The 22,626-nt window shown below is 65.4% G+C and carries 18 protein-coding genes; 16 read left to right on the top strand and 2 right to left on the bottom strand.

All coding sequences use genetic code 11. The features are described 5' to 3' along the window. Nucleotides 1-6: 6 nt before the first annotated feature. Entirely contained in the window at nucleotides 7-2,682 is a 2,676-nt protein-coding gene (locus tag NFG57_RS17255; RefSeq protein ID WP_348814852.1) for a [protein-PII] uridylyltransferase, read from the bottom strand. A gap of 6 nt (nucleotides 2,683-2,688) precedes the next feature. Beyond that, nucleotides 2,689-3,480, bottom strand: a complete 792-nt coding sequence (map, locus tag NFG57_RS17250) for a type I methionyl aminopeptidase (protein WP_348814851.1) — start codon at nucleotides 3,478-3,480, stop codon at nucleotides 2,689-2,691. Nucleotides 3,481-3,875: 395 nt separating this feature from the next. On the opposite strand from map, the gene rpsB reads away from it, so the two are divergent. The 16 genes from rpsB (at nucleotide 3,876) to dnaE (ending at nucleotide 22,612) form a co-directional block, all read left to right on the top strand. Continuing rightward, nucleotides 3,876-4,622 carry a 30S ribosomal protein S2 gene (gene rpsB, locus NFG57_RS17245; protein WP_348814850.1) on the top strand — a complete coding sequence of 249 codons (747 nt, stop codon included), beginning with the start codon at nucleotides 3,876-3,878 and terminating at the stop codon, nucleotides 4,620-4,622. Between the two features lie 150 nt (nucleotides 4,623-4,772). Then, on the top strand, nucleotides 4,773-5,642 hold the full coding sequence (tsf, locus tag NFG57_RS17240; protein ID WP_045991185.1) for a translation elongation factor Ts: 870 nt from the start codon (nucleotides 4,773-4,775) through the stop codon (nucleotides 5,640-5,642). Between the two features lie 143 nt (nucleotides 5,643-5,785). Beyond that, nucleotides 5,786-6,553: a UMP kinase gene (gene pyrH, locus NFG57_RS17235; RefSeq protein WP_045991184.1), complete on the top strand. Its 768-nt coding sequence runs from the start codon at nucleotides 5,786-5,788 to the stop codon at nucleotides 6,551-6,553. 4 nt (nucleotides 6,554-6,557) lie between these two features. Beyond that, on the top strand, nucleotides 6,558-7,115 hold the full coding sequence (gene frr / locus NFG57_RS17230; protein ID WP_045991183.1) for a ribosome recycling factor: 558 nt from the start codon (nucleotides 6,558-6,560) through the stop codon (nucleotides 7,113-7,115). Between the two features lie 202 nt (nucleotides 7,116-7,317). After that, nucleotides 7,318-8,088: a polyprenyl diphosphate synthase gene (gene uppS, locus NFG57_RS17225; RefSeq protein WP_045991283.1), complete on the top strand. Its 771-nt coding sequence runs from the start codon at nucleotides 7,318-7,320 to the stop codon at nucleotides 8,086-8,088. Beyond that, complete coding sequence (locus NFG57_RS17220; RefSeq protein WP_045991182.1) at nucleotides 8,081-8,887, top strand: phosphatidate cytidylyltransferase; 807 nt, start codon at nucleotides 8,081-8,083, stop codon at nucleotides 8,885-8,887. The genes uppS and NFG57_RS17220 overlap by 8 nt, the downstream gene beginning before the upstream one ends. Continuing rightward, entirely contained in the window at nucleotides 8,884-10,107 is a 1,224-nt protein-coding gene (gene ispC, locus NFG57_RS17215) for a 1-deoxy-D-xylulose-5-phosphate reductoisomerase (protein WP_108449741.1), read from the top strand. Before NFG57_RS17220 ends, ispC begins: the two co-directional genes overlap by 4 nt. A gap of 97 nt (nucleotides 10,108-10,204) precedes the next feature. Continuing rightward, nucleotides 10,205-11,563 carry an RIP metalloprotease RseP gene (rseP, locus tag NFG57_RS17210; protein ID WP_348814849.1) on the top strand — a complete coding sequence of 453 codons (1,359 nt, stop codon included), beginning with the start codon at nucleotides 10,205-10,207 and terminating at the stop codon, nucleotides 11,561-11,563. A 175-nt stretch (nucleotides 11,564-11,738) separates the two neighbouring features. Then, entirely contained in the window at nucleotides 11,739-14,087 is a 2,349-nt protein-coding gene (gene bamA / locus NFG57_RS17205) for an outer membrane protein assembly factor BamA (RefSeq protein WP_348814848.1), read from the top strand. Beyond that, entirely contained in the window at nucleotides 14,087-14,593 is a 507-nt protein-coding gene (locus NFG57_RS17200; RefSeq protein WP_222516070.1) for an OmpH family outer membrane protein, read from the top strand. The genes bamA and NFG57_RS17200 overlap by 1 nt, the downstream gene beginning before the upstream one ends. A 56-nt stretch (nucleotides 14,594-14,649) precedes the next feature. Beyond that, nucleotides 14,650-15,690 (top strand): UDP-3-O-(3-hydroxymyristoyl)glucosamine N-acyltransferase, encoded by a 1,041-nt coding sequence (gene lpxD / locus NFG57_RS17195; protein ID WP_348814847.1) that lies wholly within the window; start codon nucleotides 14,650-14,652, stop codon nucleotides 15,688-15,690. 114 nt (nucleotides 15,691-15,804) lie between these two features. Continuing rightward, nucleotides 15,805-16,248, top strand: coding sequence for a 3-hydroxyacyl-ACP dehydratase FabZ (fabZ, locus tag NFG57_RS17190; RefSeq protein WP_045991177.1), 444 nt, complete (start codon nucleotides 15,805-15,807; stop codon nucleotides 16,246-16,248). Then, complete coding sequence (gene lpxA, locus NFG57_RS17185) at nucleotides 16,245-17,012, top strand: acyl-ACP--UDP-N-acetylglucosamine O-acyltransferase (protein WP_045991176.1); 768 nt, start codon at nucleotides 16,245-16,247, stop codon at nucleotides 17,010-17,012. Before fabZ ends, lpxA begins: the two co-directional genes overlap by 4 nt. 132 nt (nucleotides 17,013-17,144) lie before the next feature. Next, nucleotides 17,145-18,428 (top strand): lipid-A-disaccharide synthase, encoded by a 1,284-nt coding sequence (lpxB, locus tag NFG57_RS17180; protein ID WP_348814846.1) that lies wholly within the window; start codon nucleotides 17,145-17,147, stop codon nucleotides 18,426-18,428. Beyond that, nucleotides 18,418-19,056 (top strand): ribonuclease HII, encoded by a 639-nt coding sequence (gene rnhB, locus NFG57_RS17175; protein ID WP_348814845.1) that lies wholly within the window; start codon nucleotides 18,418-18,420, stop codon nucleotides 19,054-19,056. Before lpxB ends, rnhB begins: the two co-directional genes overlap by 11 nt. Before the next feature lie 46 nt (nucleotides 19,057-19,102). Beyond that, on the top strand, nucleotides 19,103-22,612 hold the full coding sequence (gene dnaE / locus NFG57_RS17170) for a DNA polymerase III subunit alpha (protein ID WP_124803472.1): 3,510 nt from the start codon (nucleotides 19,103-19,105) through the stop codon (nucleotides 22,610-22,612). Nucleotides 22,613-22,626 lie beyond the last annotated feature (14 nt).

Here is a 22,626-nt window from a genome sequence, read left to right as displayed (position 1 = left end):
GGGCCGCTAGACACTGAGGACGTCGATCAGCCGTTCGCGCAACTGCTGCTGGCGCTCGGGGTCGGTGATCGGTCGGCCTTCGCGGTCGGTGACGTAGAAGACGTCCTCGACGCGCTCGCCGAGGGTCGCGATCTTCGCCGCCGACAGGGTGATGCCCTGCTCCATGAAGATACTGCCGACCCGAGCCAGCAGGCCGGGCCGGTCCGGTGCGGTCAGCTCCAGCAGGGTGCGCTCGCCACCCGGGTCCTGTTCGATGGCCACCTGGGTGGCCACCTTGAAGTGCTTGAGCTGGCGCGGGGTGTGGCGGGTAACGATGGTCGGGTAGTCGTCCGGGTCGTCGAGCTCTTCGACCAGGTGACGGCGAATCTCCTCGAGGCGGCTGGCATCGCGGATCGGCTTGTCGTGGTCATCGAGCACGATAAAGGTGTTCAGCGTCCAGTCGTTGAGCGAGGTGGCGATGCGGGCGTCGTGGATCGACAGCCCGAGCTGCTCCATGGCGGCGGCGGTGGCGGCGAACAGGTCATCCACCGAACGGGTATGGATAAATACCTTGGTCCCGCCCTCGGCCATGTCGTCGGTGGGCGCGTTGATCAGGATAAGCGGCAGCTCGCTGCCGGCGTGGGCCAGCATGCCCTGGGTCTGCCACACTACCTCGCTGGAGGCGTACTGCAGGAAGAAGTCCTCGCCGAGCGACTCCCACAGGGCGTCGACCCGCGCCATGTCGGCGCCGATCGTGGCCAGCAGCGAGTGCGCCTCCTCACGGGTCTCGCGGACCCAGTCGGCGCGCTCCAGCGGGTTCTCGAGGCCACGCCGCAGTGCCCGCCGGGTCTCGGCGTGGAGCTGGCGCATCAGCGAGGCGCGCCAGCCATTCCACAGGGTGGGATTGGTCGCGGTGATGTCGGCCACGGTGAGGATGTACAGGTAGTCCAGGCGGGTCTCGTCGCCGACGCTGGCGGCGAAGTCGCGAATCACCTCAGGGTCGGTGATGTCGCGCTTCTGGGCGATCATCGACATCAGCAGGTGGTTTTCCACCAGCCAGCTGACCAGTCGGGTATCACGCTGACTGAGCCCGTGGCGTTCGGCGAAGTCCTCGACCTCGCGGGCGCCGATCAGCGAATGATCGCCGCCGCGGCCCTTGCCGATGTCGTGGAACAGCCCGGCGATCCACAGGATCTCCATCTTCGGCGCCTGGTGGATCAGGGTCGCCGCCACCGGGAACTCCTTCTTCGCCTCGGGCTTGCGGAAGCCGTGCAGGCACTTCAGCAGGCGCAGGGTGTGGGCGTCCACGGTGTAGATATGGAACAGATCGTGCTGCATCAGGCCGACCGCCTGGCCGAAGGCCGGCAGATACTTGCCCAGCACCCCGTAGCGATTCATCCGGCGCAGCTGGCGGGCGACATTGCCACCGGAGCGCAACAGCGCCATGAACAGCGCCTGGTGACGCGGGTCGTTGCGGTAGCGGTCGTCCATCAGGTGGCGATGGTCGCGGATCAGGCGGATGGTGTCGGCGCGTACGCCTTCGATCTCGGGGTGCTCGGCCATCAGGTAGAACAGCTCGAGCAGCGCCGCCGGCTGGTCGCGGAACAGGGTCCGCGAGCGCACCTGGATGTAGCCGCCGGCGATCTCGAAACGCTCGTTCAGCGGGGTCACGCTGATCGGGGTGTCGGGCCTCAGGATCTGTTCGTCGAAGTGCTGCAGCAGCATGTCGTTGAGCCCGGCCAGGGCGGTGACATGGCGGTAGTAGCGCTTCATGAACTGTTCCACCGCCAGGCGCTCGGGACTGTCGCGGTAGCCGAACAGCTCGGCGATGGTGTTCTGGTGGTCGAACAGCAGCCGATCCTCGGCGCGCCCGGTGAGCATGTGCAGGGCGTAGCGGACCTGCCACAGGAAGGCCTGCCCCTGGCTCAGGATGCGGTGCTCGGCATCGTTCATGAAGCCCTTGGCGACCACGTCCTCGTAGGACTCGGTATCGAAGTGGCGCTTGGCCACCCAGCCGATCATCTGGATATCGCGAAGCCCCCCGGGGGAGCTCTTGATGTTCGGCTCGAGGTGATACTCGGAGTTGTTGAAGCGGTAGTGGCGGGTGATCTGCTCCTGCCACTTGGCCTCGAAGAAGCGGTCTGCCGGCCACATGCGCTCGCCGGACAGGCGCTCGCGCATGGCCTGGCGCAGGGCCTCGCGGCCGGCCAGGGTGCGTGACTCGAGCAGATTGGTGATGACGGTAACGTCGGCCGTCGCCTCGCGCTCGCAGTCGTTGAGCGAGCGCACGCTGTGGCCGATCTCGAGACCGATGTCCCACAGGAAGGTGATGAAGGCGGTCAGCGGCTCGCGGTAGGGCGTGTCATCGTCGTCCTCGAGCAGGAACATCAGGTCGATGTCCGAATGAGGATGCAGCTCACCGCGGCCGTAGCCACCCACCGCCAGTAGCGCTACACCATCGTCCAGGCCTGGCTGGCGCGCCCAGGCCAGCGCCAGCAGCTGGTCCAGGCACCAGGCCCGTCCTCGCACCAGGTCGCGGATGTCGGCGCCGCCGAGGAAGCGCTCGTCCAGCCGCGACTGGATCTCCTTGAGCGCGCCCTTGAAGGGCGCGATGGGGGAGCGCTGGCCCTCGAGCTGGCGAGCGAAGTCGTCGAAGTCGAACAGCTCGAATTCCGGTGCGAAGCGATAGTGGTGCAGCAGCATGGGCTCTCAGCGCTCGAGGAAGGACAGGTCTTCGTCGGAACGGGCGGTCAGCACCTCGACCCCCGTCTCGGTCACCAGCAGGGTGTGCTCCCACTGGGCGGTCAGCCCCTTGTCCTTGGTCACGGCGGTCCAGCCATCGCGCAGTACCTTGGTGCGATGGTCGCCGACGTTGATCATCGGTTCGATGGTGAAGCACATGCCGGCGGCCAGTTCGATATCCGCCTCGGGGGCGTAGCCGTCATAGTGCAGCACCTGGGGGTCCTCGTGGAAGCCGGCGCCGATGCCGTGGCCGCAGAAGTCACGCACCACCGAATAGCCGTTGGCCTTGGCGTGGCTCTCGATGGCCTGGGCCAGCTCCGACAGGCGGGCACCAGGGCGCACCAGCGCCATGCTGCGGTAGAGGCACTCCTGGGTGACCCGGCACAGCCGCTCGCCCTGGATGGTCTCGCCGATGATGAACATCACGCTGGAGTCACCGTGGTAGCCGTCGGCGGTCCTTACGGTGATGTCCATGTTCATGATGTCACCCTTCTTCAGCTTCTTGCTGTCGTCGGGGATGCCGTGGCAGACCACGTGGTTGATCGAGGTGCAGATCGATTTGGGAAAGCCGTGATAGTTGAGCGGCGCCGGGGTGGAGCCGAGCTCGTTGACGATGTAGTCGTGGCACAGCTTGTCCAGGTGGCCTGTGCTGACACCGGCTTCCACGTGGGGGGCGATCATCTCCAGCACACTGGCGGCCTGGCGGCCGGCTTCGCGCATCTTCTCGATTTCTTCGGGCGTCTTGATGGGTACGTTCATGGAATCTCGGTCTGGGTGGTGTCGCCCCGGCGCAGGCGGCTGAGCCGAGTCGCTGGCTCGCGGCGACGATGACCGCGGCGACTCCGGGGAGGGACGCGTCGAGGTGCGCGAGACGTTGGGCGACTTCAATTCGAAGGTCATCCATGGTATAAAGCTGCGCGCTTTCCTGCAATCGCCGTTCCTTGCTGGTGTTTTCGTCGAGACCCTGGTCTTGCGATCGCCTGCAACGGGATAGCCCGCTGGCGAGCGACAAACAGTAGAAGAGGTCTCCATGACGGAGCCTCGCGCCTTGAAAACACACACGCACCGACACATGGTCCCGGGTGCCTGAGGGAAACCTCTGGTCGGATCCATGGGGTGCGTGGAGGCCTAACCCGATTTTTCAGGAGTCATCCATGGCACACGTCAATATGCGTGACCTGCTCAAGGCAGGCGCACACTTCGGTCACCAGACCCGTTACTGGAACCCGAAGATGGGCAAGTTCATCTTCGGCGCTCGTAACAAGATTCACATCATCAACCTCGAGCATACCCTTCCGGCGCTCAACGAGGCGATCGATGTGGTCGAGAAGATGGCCGCTTCCAACAACAAGATCCTGTTCGTCGGTACCAAGCGTAGCGCGAGCAAGATCATCAAGGAAGAAGCGAACCGTGTGAGTCAGCCGTTCGTCAACCACCGCTGGCTCGGCGGCATGCTGACGAACTACAAGACCATTCGTCAGTCCATCAAGCGTCTGCGCGAACTCGAAACCATGCACGAAGATGGCACCTTCGAGAAGCTGACCAAGAAAGAAGTCCTGATGGCCACCCGCGAGCAGGACAAGCTCGAGCGTTCCATCGGCGGTATCAAGGACATGGGCGGCCTGCCGGACGCACTGTTCGTGATCGACGTCGACCACGAGCGCATCGCCATCAACGAGGCGAACAAGCTGGGCATCCCGGTCATCGGTGTGGTCGACACCAACTCCGATCCGGACGGCGTCGACTACGTGATCCCGGGCAACGATGACTCCATCCGCGCCATCCAGATCTACGTCAAGGCCATCGCCGATGCCTGTGGCCGTGCGAAGGAAGGTCGCCCCGATGAGTTCGTCGAAGTGACCGACAGCGAAGGCGACGCCGCCGCTGCCGTTGCCGAGTAAGCTTCGGCCCGCCTGGGCCAGCCGATCGCGCAAGCGATCCACGCCGGACAGGCGCAAAGGGGGCCGTGGCCCCCTTTTCTCTACTTCAGGCCCGCGGTAATACCGAGGGTCTCTCCGACACCCAGGTCGAACCATTTAGAGGTGAATACCATGGCAGCTATCAGCGCCTCCCAGGTCAAGGAACTGCGCGAGCGTACCGGGCTCGGCATGATGGAGTGCAAGAAGGCACTCACCGAAGCCGGCGGTGACATCGAGCAGGCCATCGAGGATCTGCGCAAGAACTCCGGCCTCAAGGCCGCCAAGAAGGCCGGTCGTACCGCCGCTGAAGGTGTCGTCGTCACTCGTGTGGCCGAAGACGGTGCCTACGGTGTGATGGTCGAGATCAACTCCGAGACCGACTTCGTTGCCCGTGACGACAACTTCAAGGCCTTCGCCGACAAGATCGCCGACGCCTTCTTCGCCGCCAAGAGCGACGACGTGGCCGCGGTGACCGAAGGCGAGCTGGAAACCGCCCGCGAGCAGCTGGTGCAGAAGATCGGCGAGAACATCGGCGTGCGCCGTGCCGTCGTCGTCGACGCCGCTGAAGGCAACCTGGTGGGTGCCTATGTGCACGGTGGCCGTATCGGCGTGCTGACCGAGCTCAAGGGCGGCACCCAGGAAGCCGCCAAGGACGTGTCCATGCACGTTGCCGCGATCAACCCGACCGTGGCCCGTCCTGAGGACATGCCCCAGTCTGCCCTCGACGAGGAAAAGGCCATCATCCTGGCTCAGCCGGACATGGCTGGCAAGCCTGAGCAGATCGCCGAGAAGATGGTCCAGGGCCGTCTGAAGAAGTACCTGGCCGAGAACAGCCTGACCGAGCAGCCCTTCGTCAAGGACCCGAACCAGAGCGTGGCCGAGTTCGTCAAGGCCGCCGGTGGTGAAGTGGTCGGCTTCACTCGCTTTGAAGTGGGCGAGGGCATCGAGAAGGAAGAGGTCGACTTCGCCAAGGAAGTCATGGAACAGGCCAAGCGTAGCTAAGGTCCAAGGTTCCAAACTGTGCCTGCACAGTGTAATGATGGCGTGCGCGAAAGCGCACGCCTTCGTGTATGCGTCAGCGGTGGGTGTCTCGCGGCCTGACCGACCGCCACCCGACCCAGTCAAGCCCAAAGCGGAGAAATGCCATGAGCAGCGTCGATTCTTCCCCCCTGTCCAAGTCCGAGAAGCCCCGTGCCGCGGTGTCGAAGTACAAGCGCATCCTGCTGAAGCTCTCGGGTGAGGCGTTGACCGGGGATGCCGACTTTGGCATCGACCCCAAGGTACTGGACCGCATGGCGCTGGAGATCGGGCAACTGGTCGGTATCGGTGTCCAGGTCGGTATCGTGGTCGGTGGCGGCAACCTGTTCCGCGGTGCCGCCCTGCACGAGGCCGGCATGGAGCGCGTGACCGGTGACCACATGGGGATGCTGGCCACGGTGATGAACGCCCTGGCCATGCGTGATGCGCTGGAGCGCTCGAATATCCGTTCGCGAGTGATGTCGGCCATTCCCATGAGCGGCGTGGTGGAGCACTACGATCGGCGCACGGCGATTCGCTACCTGACCTCCGGTGACGTGGTACTGTTCTCCGCCGGTACCGGCAATCCCTTCTTCACCACCGATTCCGCCGCCTGTCTGCGCGGTATCGAGATCGACGCCGATGTGGTGGTCAAGGCCACCAAGGTGGATGGCGTCTACAACAAGGATCCGGTCAAGTTCGACGATGCCGTGAAGTACGACGAACTGTCCTATGATGACGCCCTCGATCAGAAGCTCGGGGTGATGGATTTGACCGCGATTTGCCTGGTGCGGGACCATGACATGCCGGTCCGGGTCTTCAACATGAACAAGCCTGGCGCCCTGCTCAACCTGGTGGTGGGCGGCAAGGAAGGCACGCTGATTCACAGAGGGTGACATCGTGATCAACGAGATCAAGAAAGACGCAGAAGCAAGAATGCAGAAGACCGTCGAGTCGCTGCATCACAACCTGAACAAGATTCGTACCGGTCGTGCTCATCCCAGTATTCTGGACGCGGTGCAGGTCGAATACTACGGTTCCATGATGCCGCTCAACCAGGTGGCCTCGGTCAACGTCGAGGACGCCCGCACCCTGGCCGTGGTGCCCTGGGAGCAGAGCATGGTGCCGAAGGTCGAGAAGGCCATCATGACCTCCGACCTGGGCCTCAACCCGGCGTCTGCCGGCAACGTGATCCGCGTGCCGATGCCGATGCTGACCGAGGAGACCCGCAAGGGCTACATCAAGCAGGCGCGTCAGGAGGCCGAGAACGCCCGGGTGGCGATTCGCAACGTGCGTCGTGACGCCAACAACGACCTCAAGGCGCTGCTCAAGGACAAGGATATCTCCGAGGACGAGGAGCGTCAGGGCGAGGACGAGATCCAGAAGATCACCGATCGCTTTGTCGCCGAGATCGACAAGACCCTGACCGCCAAGGAAGAGGACCTGATGCAGGTCTGAGGCGCCCTGGCGATACCCGTACCGGCCTGCCTGTGCGGCCGGGAGGGGGCGCGATACCGAGCGGTCACGCCTGGCGTGGCCGGTCGGCCGCTGGGTACTACGTCGTTCAGCGATCCCTGGCGACCCCGCCATCGGTCATACTGTCTGGACTCCCCGGGTCAGGGATGCCTCGGGGCCTGATTCAACCGTCATGCGAGACACCATGAAGTCAACGCCGTCTCCCGAACTCCGCCCGTTACCGCCGACCGCGAGCCTGCCTCGCCATGTGGCGGTGATCATGGACGGCAACAATCGCTGGGCCAAGGCGCGCGGCCTGTCAGGAGTGCGTGGACACCACGCCGGCGTGGAAGCGGTCAGGGCCGTCATTCGTCGGGCGGCGGAGCGCCGCATCGAGACGCTGACGCTGTTCGCCTTCTCCAGCGAGAACTGGAAGCGCCCGGCGGCCGAGGTCAACGCCTTGATGGAACTGTTCCTGATGGCGCTCAAGCGTGAGGTCAAGAAGCTGCACGAGCATGACATCCGGCTGTCGGTGATCGGCGATACCTCGGGGTTTTCCTCGGCCATCCAGAAGCGCATCGAAGAGGCCGAGCGACTGACCTGCGACAACCAGGGGCTGCGCCTGGTGATCGCCGCCAACTACGGTGGTCAGTGGGACATCGCCCGGGCTGCGCGGCGGTTGGCCGAGCGAGTGGCCGCCGGCGAGCTCGACCCCGGCGCCATCGACGAGCAGGCGCTGGCCGATCAGGTCAGTCTGAGTGACGCCGCGCCGGTGGATCTGTGCATTCGCACCAGCGGTGAGCGGCGCATCTCGAACTTCCTGTTGTGGCAGCTGGCCTACGCCGAGCTGTACTTCACGCCCGTCCTGTGGCCGGACTTCGATGGCGAGGCCTTCGATGACGCCCTGGAGGATTTCTGCCGGCGCAAGCGCCGCTTCGGCATGACCGACGAACAGCTCGAGGCCCAGGGTGCTTAGACAGCGGATCATCACCGCAGCCTGGCTGGCGCCGCTGGCGCTGGCCGGGCTGTTCGGTCTGGAGGGCGGCCCCTTCGCTCTGTTTACCGCCGCCATCGTGGTGCTGGCGGGCTGGGAGTGGGCCAATCTGGCGGGGCTCGAGCGCGGGGCCTCGCGCCTGCTGCCTCCGCTGGTGCTGGCCCTTGGCATGGCGCTGCTGTGGCATTTCGGCCAGCACCTGGCGCTGTGGCCGCTGGTCATTGGCGCGCTGGGCTGGGCGCTCAATCTGTGGTGGGTGCTCGGTCATCCTGGGCGCAGCCATCAGTGGTCCTCGCGGGCGATGCGCCTGGCCATGGGAGCCTGGGTGCTGCTGCCGACCTGGGTCGGCTTCAATCTGCTGCGCGAGAGCGGCAGCGCCTGGCTTCTGTTCGTGCTGCTGCTGGTGTGGGGTGCCGACATCGGCGCCTACTTTGTCGGGCGTGCCCTGGGGCGGCGCAAGCTGGCACCCAACGTCAGCCCCGGCAAGTCCTGGGAAGGCGTCTATGGGGGCATGGCGGTCACCGCTGCGCTGGCGCTGGTGTTCGCGCTGTGGCAGCAGCTGTCGCTGTCGGCCGGTCTGGCGCTGGTGGCGTTGACCCTCGGCGTGACCCTGGTGTCGGTGCTCGGCGATCTGCTCGAGAGTATGCTCAAGCGCCATCGCGGCCTCAAGGACTCCAGCGCGCTGCTGCCGGGGCACGGCGGGGTGCTCGATCGCATCGACAGTCTTACCGCGGCGGTCCCGGTGTTCGCCCTGTTCTTTACCTGGCTGGTGCAAGCATGACGGCATCTGCAGTTTCTGCCTCGTCCCAAACCTCTTCGACCACCATCAAGGGCGTCTCGGTGCTCGGTGCTACCGGCTCCATCGGAACCAGTACCCTGGACGTCATCGCCCGCCACCCCGACCGCTATCGGGTCCACGCTCTCACCGCCCATCGCTCCCGCGAGGCCCTCTATCGTCAGTGCCTGACCCATCGCCCCGACGTGGCGGTGCTCGGCACGCCGACCGACGCCGACTGGCTGGCCACGCAGCTGAAAGAGGCCGGGCTTGCCACCGAGGTGCGTCACGGCGAAGCGGCCCTGGCCGAGGTGGCAAGCGCCCCTGAGGCCGAGGTGGTGATGGCGGCCATCGTCGGCGCGGCGGGCCTGTTGCCGACGCTGGCGGCGGTGCGGGCCGGCAAGCGCGTGCTGCTGGCCAACAAGGAGGCCCTGGTGATGTCCGGGGCCCTGTTCATGAAAGCGGTGGAGCAAAGTGGTGCGGCGCTGCTGCCCATCGACTCCGAGCACAATGCGATCTTCCAGTGTCTGCCTGGCCAGCATCGTGGGGGACTCGGGCGCCACGGCGTGACTCAGCTGCTGCTGACCGCCTCGGGCGGCCCCTTTCGTGGATTCGATGCCGAGCGTCTGGCCCGGGTGACCCCGGATGAGGCCTGCGCCCATCCCAACTGGTCCATGGGGCGCAAGATCTCGGTGGACAGCGCCACCCTGATGAACAAGGGGCTGGAACTGATCGAGGCCTGCTGGTTGTTCGACGCCCGCCCCGAGCAGATCCAGGTGGTGGTGCATCCCCAGAGCGTGATCCATTCCATGGCCGCCTACAGCGATGGCTCGGTGCTGGCGCAGCTCGGCAATCCCGATATGCGCACCCCCATCGCCTACGGCCTGGCCTGGCCCGAGCGGATCGAGGCAGGGGTCGAGGCGTTGGACCTGTTTCAGGTGGCCAGGCTCGACTTCGAACCCGCCGACGAGGCCGCCTTTCCGTGCCTGCGGTTGGCCCGTGAGGCGATGGACGAGGGTGGGCTGCAGCCGGCGGTGCTTAATGCTGCCAATGAGGTGGCGGTCGAGGCCTTTCTCGACGGGCGGCTTGGGTTCACCGAGATCCCCCGGCTGGTCGAGGCGGTGCGCGCAGGTGCCCCCGGTGGTGGCGCCGATGATCTGGAGGCGGTACTCGCCGCCGACCATGACGCCCGCGCGCGTGCCCGTGCCTGGCTGGAGGCGTTGTGATGATCGCGCACCCGGTTGAACCTTTTGCCTTTGGCGCTGCCGGAGCCTGGGAAGCGGCGGCGACGGCGGCCGTCGTGATACAGCCAAGGAGGCTTGCGTGGGCCTGATTCAAAATATTCTGGCCGTGATCGTCGTACTCGGCCTTCTGGTCACCTTCCATGAGTTTGGCCACTTCTGGGTGGCGCGGCGTTGCGGGGTCAAGGTGCTGCGCTTCTCGGTAGGTTTCGGTAGCCCGCTGTGGTCGCGTTTCGATCGCCATGGCACCGAATTTGCCATCGCCGCGATTCCGCTGGGCGGCTACGTCAAGATGCTCGACGAGCGCGAAGGCGAGGTGCCCGAGGACCAGCTCGATCAGGCGTTCAATCGCAAGTCGGTGTGGGCCCGCATGGCCATCGTTGCGGCGGGCCCGCTGGCCAACTTCCTGCTGGCACTGGTGGCCTACTGGGCGCTGTTCGTCGCCGGGACTACCACGGTGGTGCCGGTGGTGGGTGACGTCACCCCGCAGACGCCGGCGGCCGAAGCGGGCCTCGAGTCGGGGATGGAGCTGACCGCCATCGGTGGCGAGACGGTGCGTTCCTGGGACGAGGTCAATCTCAAGCTGGTGGCGGCCATCGGTGCCAGTGGCAGCCTGGAGATCGAGGCCCGCGAGGAGGGCTCGAGTGCCTCCCGCAGCTATCGCGCGCCGGTCGAGAACTGGCTGGTTGGGCAGGACCCGCCCGCGCCTTTGGCAACCCTCGGTATCGCCCCCTGGCGTCCCGACATGCCTGCCGTCATCGGCCAGGTGATGGAAGGGGAGCCCGCGGCCGAGGCAGGGTTGCAAGCCGGTGATCGTGTGCTGAGTATCGACGATCGTGCGGTGAGTGACTGGCCTGATCTGGTCGAGCGGGTCAGAGCGCGACCCGGCCAGACACTGTCGCTGGAGGTCGGGCGCAACGGCGAGTCGAAGGCGCTGAGTCTGACGCCGCGGATCAACCGGCTGGATGATGGAAGCGAGATCGGCTATATCGGTGCCGGCGTTGCCCCGGTAGACTGGCCCCAGCAGTACCAGCGGGAAATCCGCTACGGCCCCCTGGACGCAGTGGGGCAGGCGGCCTCACGTACCGCCGAGATGACGCTTCTGACGTTCGACGCCGTGCGCAAGATGGTGGTCGGCCTGATTTCGCCGACCAATCTGTCCGGGCCCATCACCATCGCCCGGATCGCCGGTGACACGGCGCGTTCCGGGCTCGAGAGCTTCATCAACTTCATGGCCTATCTGTCGATCAGCCTTGGGGTGCTCAACCTGCTGCCGATTCCGGTGCTCGATGGCGGCCATCTGCTGTACTACCTGGTCGAAGCGGTACGTGGGCGCCCGGTGTCCGAGCGCACCCAGGCCGTTGGCCTCAAGGTCGGGCTGGCGCTGGTGGGCACCCTGATGATCATGGCCCTGTACTTCGATGTGATGCGCTTGTGGTAGAAGTTGCCCCCGCCATCGACGTGGTGCGTGCGCAACAACGAGCGCCCAGGTGAATCGCGCTTTGCCGGGGACGTCACCAAGCGAGACGCCGCCGCCAACTTGTCAGTGAGGCGGAGAAATGTATAAGGTGCCTGTCTGGACAGGTACGCTGACTCAACGCGAGCGAAACGACTGCATGAAAATCAAGACCATCGGATTGGCGACACTCTTGACCGCCTGTGCCCAGGTGGCGCACGCGGCCCCTTTCACCGTGTCGGACATTCGCGTGGAAGGCCTTCAACGGGTCTCTGCGGCTTCCGTCTTCAATGCTTTTCCCGTCAACGCTCGCGATCGAGTGGACGACAGTGAACTGGCCGAAGCGGCTCGCCAGCTGTTTGCCACCGGACTGTTCGAAGATATCCAGCTGGCCCGTGAAGGCGACGTCCTGATCATCCAGGTGGAGGAGCGCCCGACGATCTCGGCGCTGAATATCGAAGGCAACTCCCAGATTCCCGACGAGGACCTGCGTGCGGGCCTCAAGCAGGCCGGCATCAGCGAAGGCCAGGTGCTGCAGCTCTCGACCATCGACGAGATGAAGCGTGAGCTAGAAGGCCTCTACCAGTCCCAGGGCCGCTACAGCGCGCGCATCGACACTGAGCTTACGCCGGTGGGCCAGGGTCGGGTGCGGGTCGATATCAACATCAATGAAGGCGCCGTCGCCAAGATCCGCCAGATCAACATCGTCGGCAATGAAGCCTATTCCGACGAGATCCTGCTCGACGAGTTCGAGCTCGAGGACGATCCCGGTCTGTTCTTCGGCTGGTTCTCCGCCGACGAGTACTCCCGCGAGGCGCTGGCCGGTGACCTGGAGCGGCTGCGCTCCTACTACCTCGATCGTGGCTACGTGAACTTCGAGATCACCTCGAGCCAGGTATCGATCAGCCCGGACAAGTCGCGCATCTTCATCACCATCAACGTCGATGAAGGCAATCGCTACCGGGTCGGCGACATCAGCTTCGTCGGCGATCTCAAGGTGGCCGAGGCTGAGGCCCGCGAGCTGCTGCAGTTCGAATCCGGTGATATCTTCTCGCGCAGCGACGTGGTGGCGTCCTCTGAGGCCATGCGCTCGCGCCTGGGTGCCGAGGGCTTTGCCTTCGCCGAGGTCAACGGTATCCCCGAGGTGCGCAGCGACGGTGAGACGGTGGACCTGAGCTTCCAGGTGGCGCCGGGGCGTCGCGCTTACGTACGGCGTATCCAGTTCGTCGGCAACACCACCACCAAGGATGAAGTGCTGCGCCGTGAGATGATCCAGATGGAGAGCGCGCCTGCCTCCACCGAGGCCATCTCCCAGTCGCGCCAGCGCCTCGAGCGCCTTGGCTTCTTCAAGCAGGTGCAGGTGCAGACCGAGCCGGTCCCCGGCGAGAGCGACCAGCTCGACGTCACCTACACCGTCGAGGAACAGCCCTCAGGCTCGCTGTCGGCGAGTCTCGGCTTCTCCCAGAGTGCCGGCGTCATCTACGGTGCCTCGCTGTCCCAGAACAACTTCCTGGGTAGCGGCAACCGGGTCAATATCGGCGCCCAGAAGAGTGATACCTACACCAGCGTCAACTTCGGCTTCACCGATCCCTACTGGACCCTGGACGGTATCTCCCGCGGCTACAACTTCTACTACCGGGCCACGGACTACGAAGATTCCGACATCTCCACCTACTCCACCGATGCCCTCGGTGCCGGGATCAACTTCGGCTACCCGATCAACGAGCTGACGCGGATGAACTTCGGCGCCAACATCGAGAAGCTCGAGATCGACACCTACGACGATACCCCGTCGGAGATCAAGCGTTACGTGCTCGACGAGGGTGACGACGCCAGTACCCTGTCGGCCACCGGCAGCTGGACCCGCAACGACCTCAACCGCGGCATCATGCCGACGGCGGGTAATTACCAGCGGCTGTCGCTGGAACTCGGGGTGCCCGGCAGTGACGCCGAGTACTACAAGGCCAGGGCCCAGGCCAAGCACTTCTTCCCGTTCAACGAAGAGCAGACCTGGTCGTTGAAGTTCAGTGGCCAGCTGGGCTACGCCGATGCCATCAATTCGAGCGACCCCTATCCGTTCTACGAGAACTTCCTCGCCGGTGGCCTGGGCTCGGTGCGTGGTTTCACCGACAACACCCTGGGCCAGCTCACCACCGAACGTGAGGACGGTGATGACGAGACCCTCGGCGGTAACGTGCTGCTCGAGGGCAGCATGGAGCTGATCTTCCCGATGCCGTTCGTCGAGGACAAGCGCTCGGTGCAGCCGTCGCTGTTCGTCGATGCCGGTAACACCTTCCTCACCGAGTGCTACGACGTGCTGTCCGAGGACGAGGATCGCAAGAAGTGCAACTCCGGGGTGGAATTCAGCGATATACGCTACAGTGTGGGCGTGGGCGTCTCCTGGCTGACGCCGGTGGGTCCCCTGACCTTCAGCGTGGCCGAGCCGCTCAATGACGAGGACGAGGACGACACCCAGGTGTTCCAGTTCTCGCTGGGTCAGACCTTCTGATGAGGACAGGCGGCCGTCGCCGCTGGCTGGTGTGGTTGGCGCTGGCCGCTGCACTGAGCAGCCCGGTGTCGGCATCGGCGTCCCAGGTGGCGGTGCTCGACTGGCGTCGCGCCGTGCTCGACACCGAGGCCGCCCGCAGTGCCATGCAGAGCCTGCAGCAACAGGTCGCACCCTGGCAGCGCGAGGCCGAAACGCTACGCCTTGAGCTCGAGGCCCTGGCCGACGACCTGGCGGCTGCCGAAGGGCAGCCGAGCCCCTCACGGGTTCAGGAATTTCAGCGAAAAGGGCAGCGTTTCGATCGCCTCAGACGTGATATCCTCGAGGCTCGCCAGGAAGCCGAACAGCGTTTGATAAGTCGCCTGGAAGGCAGGGTCGACCAGGCGGTCGCTCAGGTCATCGAGCGTCACGAGGTCGAGGTGCTGGTGACACCGGACGGTGTCCTGCACAGCGGTCGTGATCTGCCGGACCTGACGGCCGAGGTCACCCGGCTGCTCAACACGTACTGAGGGAATCGCCGACAGCGCCTGTCCCGAATTCCGTCGTCACCGCATTACGGTCATACATGAAATCGACACGTACACAGCCAAACCTCTCCGATATCGCCACTCGCCTGGGCGCTCGCCTGCACGGTGACGGCAGCCAACGTATCGTTGGCCTGGCGACGCTCAAGGACGCCGGCCCCGATCAGGTGAGCTTTCTTGCCAATCGCGCCTATCTGAAGGACCTGCCGTCCACCCGGGCGGCGGCGGTACTGCTGCACGCCGACCATCTCGACGCCTGCCCGGTGCCAGCGCTGGTGCTGGACAATCCCTACCTCGGCTACGCCGAGCTTTCGCGCATGCTTGACCCCCAGGCCGACGCGCACCAGCCGGGCATCCATCCCAGTGCGGTGGTGGCCGAGGACGCCAGTCTGGGTGCCGACGTCTCGATCGGCCCCAATGCGGTGATCGAGTCAGGTGCTCGCCTGGGGGATCGTGTGGTGGTCGGGCCCGGTTCGGTGGTCGGGGCGGACTGCGAGATTGGCGAGGACGGTTTCCTGCACGCCAACGTCACCCTCTATCACGGCGTGGTCGTCGGCAAGCGTGTCATCTTGCACAGCGGTTGCGTGATCGGTGGCGATGGCTTCGGTTTTGCCCACGACGGTGGCGGTTGGCGCAAGATCGCCCAGCTCGGTGGCGCGGTGCTCGGCGATGATGTCGAGGTCGGCAGTTGCTCGAGCATCGACCGTGGGGCGCTGGGTGACACCGTGATCGGCAACGACGTCAAGATCGACAGCCAGGTGCAGATCGCCCACAACGTGCACATCGGTGACCACAGCGCCCTGGCCGGCTGTGTCGGCATCGCCGGTTCCACCCGGGTGGGCCGCCACTGCATGCTGGGTGGCGGAGTGGGGCTGTCCGGCCACCTGACCATCTGCGACGGCGTCCAGGTCACCGGCATGAGCCTGGTGACCAACTCCATCCTCGAACCCGGGGTCTATTCCTCGGGCACCGGGGCCATGGAAAACAGTCAGTGGCGCCGCAATGCGGTGCGTTTCAAGCAGCTCGACAGTATCGCCAAGCGGGTCAATCGTCTGGAGAAGCGAGGCTCCGGCGAGGCTTGAGGGGCGGGTACAGGTCGGTATAATCCACCGCCTATTGCCGGTATGGTGCCCTTGGCCCCCGCCGGTCATGTCCTTCCAGGGAGAAGGGCTCTTGTCATTTCAGAGGTCGCTACGATGGTTATGGACATCAACGAGATTCGCGAATATCTGCCCCACCGCTATCCTTTTCTGCTGGTGGATCGGGTCACGGAACTGACCCTTGGCGAAACCATCGTTGCCTACAAGAACGTCAGCATCAACGAGCCGTTCTTCAATGGTCACTTCCCCCACCACCCGATCATGCCCGGCGTGCTGGTGGTGGAAGCGCTGGCCCAGGCCTGCGGTATCCTGGGCTTCAAGACCGTCAACAAGCTACCCGCCGATGGCTATGTATACTACCTGGTCGGCAGCGACAACGTGCGCTTCAAGCGCCCGGTGATGCCGGGCGACAAGCTTGAGCTGCGCGCCGAGGTCGAGCGGGCCAAGCGGGGTATCTGGAAGTTCAAGTGCCGTGCCACCGTGGAAGGCGAGCTGGCCTGTGAGGCCGACATCATCTGTGCCGAGAGGAAGATCGCTTGATACATCCGACCGCCATCGTAGACCCCGGCGCCCGCCTGGCCGACGATGTCGAGGTGGGGCCCTTCAGTGTGATCGGCCCAGACGTCGAGATTGGCGCCGGGTCGGTCATCGGCCCCCACGTCGTGGTGCAGGGCCCCACCGTGCTGGGCGAGCGTACCCGCATCTTCCAGTTTGCCTCGGTGGGGGAGGCCTGCCAGGACAAGAAGTACCAGGGTGAGCCGACCCGCCTGGTGATGGGTGACGACAACGTCGTGCGCGAGGGCGTCACCCTGCACCGGGGCACCGTTCAGGATCGCAGCGAGACCACCATCGGCTCGCGCAACCTGTTCATGGCCTACGTCCACGTCGGCCATGACTGCGTGATCGGCGACGACTGCATCCTGGCCAATCAGGTCACCTTGGCGGGCCACGTGCACCTGGGCGACTTCGCGATCATTGGCGGGCTATCCGCCATCCATCAGTTCTGTCGTTTCGGCTCCCACGCCATGGCAGGCGGTGGCTCGATCATCACCAAGGACACCCCGGACTTCGTGATGATCAACGGCAATCCGGCCCAGGCCCACGGACTCAACGTGGTCGGGCTCAAGCGCCGCGGCTTTGCGACGGAAGCCATCCGCGCCCTCAGCGAATCCTACAAGCTGGTGTACCGTCAGGGGCTCACCGTGGAACAGGCCATCGGCGAGATCCGCCAGCGCTTCTCGCTGGCCGAGACCGAAGCCTTCGTGGCCTCCATCGAGGCGTCCTCGCGGGGCATCATCCGCTAGGCAGTCATCGGCCCGGCGGTCGGCGCCCGCAGCGGCGGGCGTCTGCCCCAGTGTCGTCGGTCATCTTGATGGCCGTCGTCGGCTTGGGCACCCTTCCATCGTCAGACTTGTTCAGCCAGTCAGGGATCCGTCATGACACACGCTGCACGCGATGTCGCCAGCGAGGCAGGCTCAATCCGCCGCGTCTACCTGGTGGCCGGTGAACTGTCCGGCGATATTCTCGGCGCAAGCCTGATGCGCGCGCTCAAGGCGCGTCATCCCGAGGTGGCATTCCGAGGACTGGGTGGCCCGCGCATGATCGCCGAGGGGCTCGAGTCGTTGTATCCGCTGGAGACCCTGTCGGTGATGGGGCTGGTGGAGGTGATCAAGCACCTGCCAGAGCTGATCCGCGTGCGCCGCACCCTGCGTCGGGATGCACTGGACTGGGAACCCGACATCATGGTCGGAATCGACGCCCCGGACTTCAATCTTGGCCTCGAGCGCCAGCTGCGCGAATCAGGTGTCACCACCGCCCACTACGTCAGCCCGTCTGTATGGGCCTGGCGTCAGGGGCGGGTCAAGGGCATCGCCCGCTCGGTGGACGCCATGCTGACCTTTCTGCCGTTCGAGGCGGCCTTCTACGTCAAGCACCGGGTGCCGGTGGCCTTCGTCGGCCATCCGTTGGCCGATGAGCTGCCGCTGGTCAACGACCGCCGGGCCACGCGCGAGGCGCTGGGGATTGCCGCCGACGCCCGGGTGCTGGCGTTGCTGCCCGGCTCCCGGCGCAACGAGATCCGCTTCATGGGGGAGACCTTCCTGGAGGCTGCCGAGCGCCTGGTCAAGGCAAGGCCGGGGCTTGCGGTGGTGATCCCGGCGGCCACGCCCGAGCGCAGGCAGGAGCTCGAGGCGCTGCTGGCCGTGCGGCCGGCGCTTGCGGCCTGCGTCAGCCTGCTCGATGGCCAGGCTCGTGAGGCCATGGTGGCAAGCGACCTGGTGCTGCTGGCTTCCGGCACCGCGGCGCTGGAGGCGATGCTGTGTCATCGCCCCATGCTGGTGGGCTACCGCATGGCGCCGATGACCCATCGCATCGCTCGGCTGATGGTCAAGACCGAGTGGATCTCGCTGCCCAATCTGATCGCCCGCGAATCGCTGGTGCCGGAGTTGATCCAGGACGAGGCCAGCAGCGAGGCCATTGCCACCCGCCTGGGCGAGTTGCTCGACGATGAAGCGGCGCGGACTGCGCTCGAGGCTCGCTTTGCCGCCATGCACGAGGGGTTGCAGCGTGACGCCAGCCGGCGTGCGGCGGAGGCCATCGAAGCGCTGGTAGCGGGACAGCCGTTGCCGGAAAGCGTATCGCCTCGGCTGGCCGAGGAGGTGGCCGAGGCCACGGCTGATGAAACGGATGATGTCCGTCAGGAGGCTGGCGGTGGCCGCTGAAGCGAAGTCCAGGCGCAGCAACAAGCCCGCCTTGCCGCCGCTGGTGGTGAACTATGATGGCAGCTTGCTGGCCGGTGTCGATGAGGTTGGTCGAGGGCCGCTGGTGGGCTCGGTGGTGGCAGCGGCGGTGATCCTCGATCCCTCGGTGTCGATCAGCGGACTCAATGACTCCAAGGCGCTGAGTGCCAAGCGTCGCGAGGCGCTCGACGGCCAGATACGCGAGCATGCTCTGGCCTACCATGTGGCCGAGGCGAGCCCCGAAGAGATCGACCGGCTCAATATCTATCACGCCACCCATCTGGCGATGCGCCGGGCCATCGATGGTCTGGCGCCGGCTCCTGAGTACCTGCTGGTGGACGGCAATCGGCTGCCCGGGCATCATGTTCCGGGCCAGGCCGTGGTCAAGGGCGATGCCCGCCATCCGGCCATCGCCGCCGCCTCCATCCTGGCCAAGGTGGCCCGTGACGCGGCCATGCTGGCCCTCGACGAGCGCTATCCCGACTACGGCTTCGCCCGCCACAAGGGCTACCCGACGCCTGAGCATCTGGCCGCGCTCGAACGCCTCGGGCCGCTGGCCGAGCATCGCCGGTCGTTTGCACCGGTAAAGCGTCAACTGGCGCTGTTCTGACCCGTTTTCACACACCCGCCACGGCGGGTCGAGGTAAGGCTTTCTCATGTCCGCTCCCTTCGTTCATCTTCGCGTCCACAGCGAGTTCTCCCTCGTCGATGGCCTGGTGCGCCTCAAGCCGTACGTCAAGGCGGGCATCGAGCACGGGGCGCCGGCGCTGGCGCTGACCGACGAGGCCAACCTGTTCGGCCTGGTGAAGTTCTACAACGGTGTCCAGGGCGCCGGCATGAAGCCGGTCATCGGCGCAGATCTGTGGCTGGTCAACGGCCACGACCTGGATCACCCCTATCGGGTGACCCTGCTGGCGATGAACGACGTCGGCTACCGCAATCTGACCGAGCTGATCTCGCGTGGCTGGGTCGAGGGCCAGCGCCAGGGGCGGGCCTACCTGGAGAAGGCCTGGGTGCTCGAGCAGAACGAGGGGCTGATTGCGCTGTCTGGTGGTCGCGATGGCGATGTCGGTCGCCACCTGCTCAGCGATCTTCACGCCGATGCCAGGCGCCTGCTGGACGACTGGTGCCAGGCCTTCCAGGGACGTTTCTATCTGGAGCTGACCCGTACCGGCCGCCCGCTGGAAGAAGACTGCGTACACGCCTCGGTGGCGCTGGCGCTGGACACCGGGGTGCCGGTGGTGGCCACCAATGACGTGCGCTTTTTGAAGCGCGAGGACTTCTGGGCCCACGAGACCCGGGTCTCCATCGGTGAGGGCAAGGCGCTCGACGATCCCCGACGTGAGCGCCGTTACACCGAAGAGCAGTACCTGAAGTCGCCCCAGGAGATGGCCGAGCTGTTCGCCGATATCCCCGAGGCGCTGGAAAACAGCGTAATGATCGCCGCGCGCTGCAACGTCGACGTGCGTCTGGGCGAGATCTTCCTGCCGGAGTACGGCATCCCCGAGGGCATGACCCAGGACGAGTTCTTCCGCAAGATCTCCCACGACGGCCTGACCGAGCGCCTCGAGGCGCTCTATCCGGTGGCGCAGCACCCCCGCGACAGCGACGAATGGGCGGCCCTCGAGCAACGCTACCGCGAGCGCCTGGACTTCGAGCTGAACATCATTCTGCAGATGGGGTTCCCTGGCTACTTCCTGATCGTGATGGACTTCATCCAGTGGGCCAAGGACAACGACGTGCCGGTGGGGCCGGGGCGGGGGTCCGGTGCCGGCTCGCTGGTGGCCTACGCCCAGAAGATCACCGACCTCGACCCGATCCAGTACGACCTGCTGTTCGAGCGCTTCCTCAACCCGGAACGTGTCTCCATGCCCGACTTCGACGTCGACTTCTGCATGGAGAAGCGCGACCGGGTCATCGACTACGTGGCCGAGCGCTATGGCCGCAACGCGGTGTCCCAGATCGTCACCTTCGGCACCATGGCCGCCAAGGCGGTGGTGCGCGACGTGGCCCGGGCCCAGGGCAAGCCCTATTCGCTGGGTGACAAGCTGTCCAAGCTGATCCCCTTCGAGGTCGGCATGACCCTGGCCAAGGCCATCGAGGAGGAGCCTCAGCTCAAGGAGTTCCTCGAGGCCGACGAGGAGGCCCAGGAAATCTGGGACATGGCGCTCAAGCTCGAGGGCGTGACCCGAGGCACCGGCAAGCACGCCGGTGGCGTGGTGATCGCTCCGACCAAGCTGACCGACTTCTCGCCGCTGTTGTGCGATGAAGACGGCTCCGGTCTGGTGGTGCAGTTCGACAAGAACGACATCGAGGACGCCGGCCTGGTCAAGTTCGACTTTCTTGGCCTGCGCACCCTGACCATCATCGACTGGGCGTTGGAGATGGTCGACAAGGTGCGCTCGAAGGAGGGCCAGGGACCGCTCGATATCGACACCATTCCGCTGGATGACGGCAAGACCTTCGAGATGCTCAAGAAGGCCGAGACCACCGCCGTGTTCCAGCTCGAATCCCGCGGCATGAAGGAGCTGATCAAGCGCCTGCTGCCGGACTCGCTGGAGGACATGATCGCCCTGGTGGCGCTGTTCCGTCCCGGTCCGCTTCAGTCCGGCATGGTCGACGACTTCATCAACCGCAAGCACGGTCGGGCGGAGATATCCTATCCGCACCCGGACTACCAGCACGAACTGCTCAAGCCGGTGCTGCAGCCCACCTACGGCATCATCCTGTACCAGGAGCAGGTGATGCAGATCGCCCAGGTGATGGCCGGCTACTCGCTGGGCCAGGCCGACCTGTTGCGGCGTGCCATGGGCAAGAAGAAGCCGGAAGAGATGGCCAAGCAGCGCGCCGGCTTCATGGAGGGCTGCGCGGCCAACGGCATCGATGCCGACCTGGCGGGCAACATCTTCGACCTGGTGGAGAAGTTCGCCGGCTACGGCTTCAACAAGTCGCATTCCGCCGCCTACGCCCTGGTGTCCTACCAGACCGCCTGGCTCAAGGCCCACTATCCGGGTCCCTTCATGGCGGCGGTAATGTCCACCGAGATGGACAACCTCGACAAGGTGGTGCCGCTGATCGAGGAGTGTCGTCACCTCAAGCTGACGGTGACCCCGCCGGACGTCAATGTCGGTGGCTACAAGTTCACCGTCGACGAAGAGGGGCGGGTGGTCTACGGCCTGGGCGCGATCCGCGGCGTGGGCGAAGGTCCCATCGGCGCCATCGTCGAGGCGCGCAGCGCAGACGGCCCCTTCAGCGACCTGTTCGACTTCTGTCGGCGGATCGACCCCAAGCGCATGAACAAGCGCACCCTGGAAGCCTTGATCCGCTCCGGGGCGCTGGACAACCTGGGGCCCAACCGCGCCGTGCTGGCCGCCTCGCTGGATGACGCCCTGAAGGCCGCGGCCCAGAGCCACAAGAACCAGAGCGCCGGGATGATGGATCTGTTTGGCGAGGCCTTCGCCCCGGACGAGGACGACAGCGCCAGCGATCCCTACGCCGACTATCTGCGGGTGCGTGAGTGGAGCGATCGCGAGCGCCTGGCCGGCGAGAAGGACACCCTGGGCCTCTACCTGACCGGCCATCCCATCGATGAATACGAGGAAGAGCTTTCGCGCTTCGTCTCGACCCGCATCGCCGACTTGAAGCCGTCCCGCGAGCCCCAGCGGGTCGCCGGCCTGGTGGTGGCCCAGCGCACCATGAAGTCAAAGCGTGGCGACACCATGGCGTTCGTGACCCTGGACGACCGTACCGGGCGCATCGAGGCGTCGCTGTTCGGTGAGCTCTACGACAGCGTGCGCGAACAGCTCGACAACGCCGAGGTGCTGATCATCGAAGGCGAGGTGTCCAGCGACGACTACTCCGGCGGCCTGCGCCTGCGCGGCAAGGAGGTCACCCCCATGGTCCAGGCGCGCTCGCGCTTCGGTCAGGCGGTAGAAGTCTCGGTGGATGGTCGCGAGGCCAACGGTCGACTGATCGACAGCCTGCGCACGAGCCTCGAGCCTCATCGTCACCAGGAAGGCCTGCCGGTGCGCCTGCGCTACCGCAATCTGGAGGCCACCGGCTGGCTCGAACTCGACGAGCAGTGGAAGGTGCTGCCATCCGACGACCTGCTGATCGCGCTGCGTGAGGTCGAGGGCCAGGACGGCGTCCGCCTCAAGTATCGCTAGCGGCGCGGGGTTGC

The sequence above is a fragment of the Halomonas sp. H10-59 genome (assembly GCF_040070555.1).
In the GTDB taxonomy this organism is placed as follows: domain Bacteria; phylum Pseudomonadota; class Gammaproteobacteria; order Pseudomonadales; family Halomonadaceae; genus Halomonas; species Halomonas litopenaei.
Note: the sequence above shows the minus strand (reverse complement) of the source record. Positions and strands in the feature narration are given on the sequence as shown.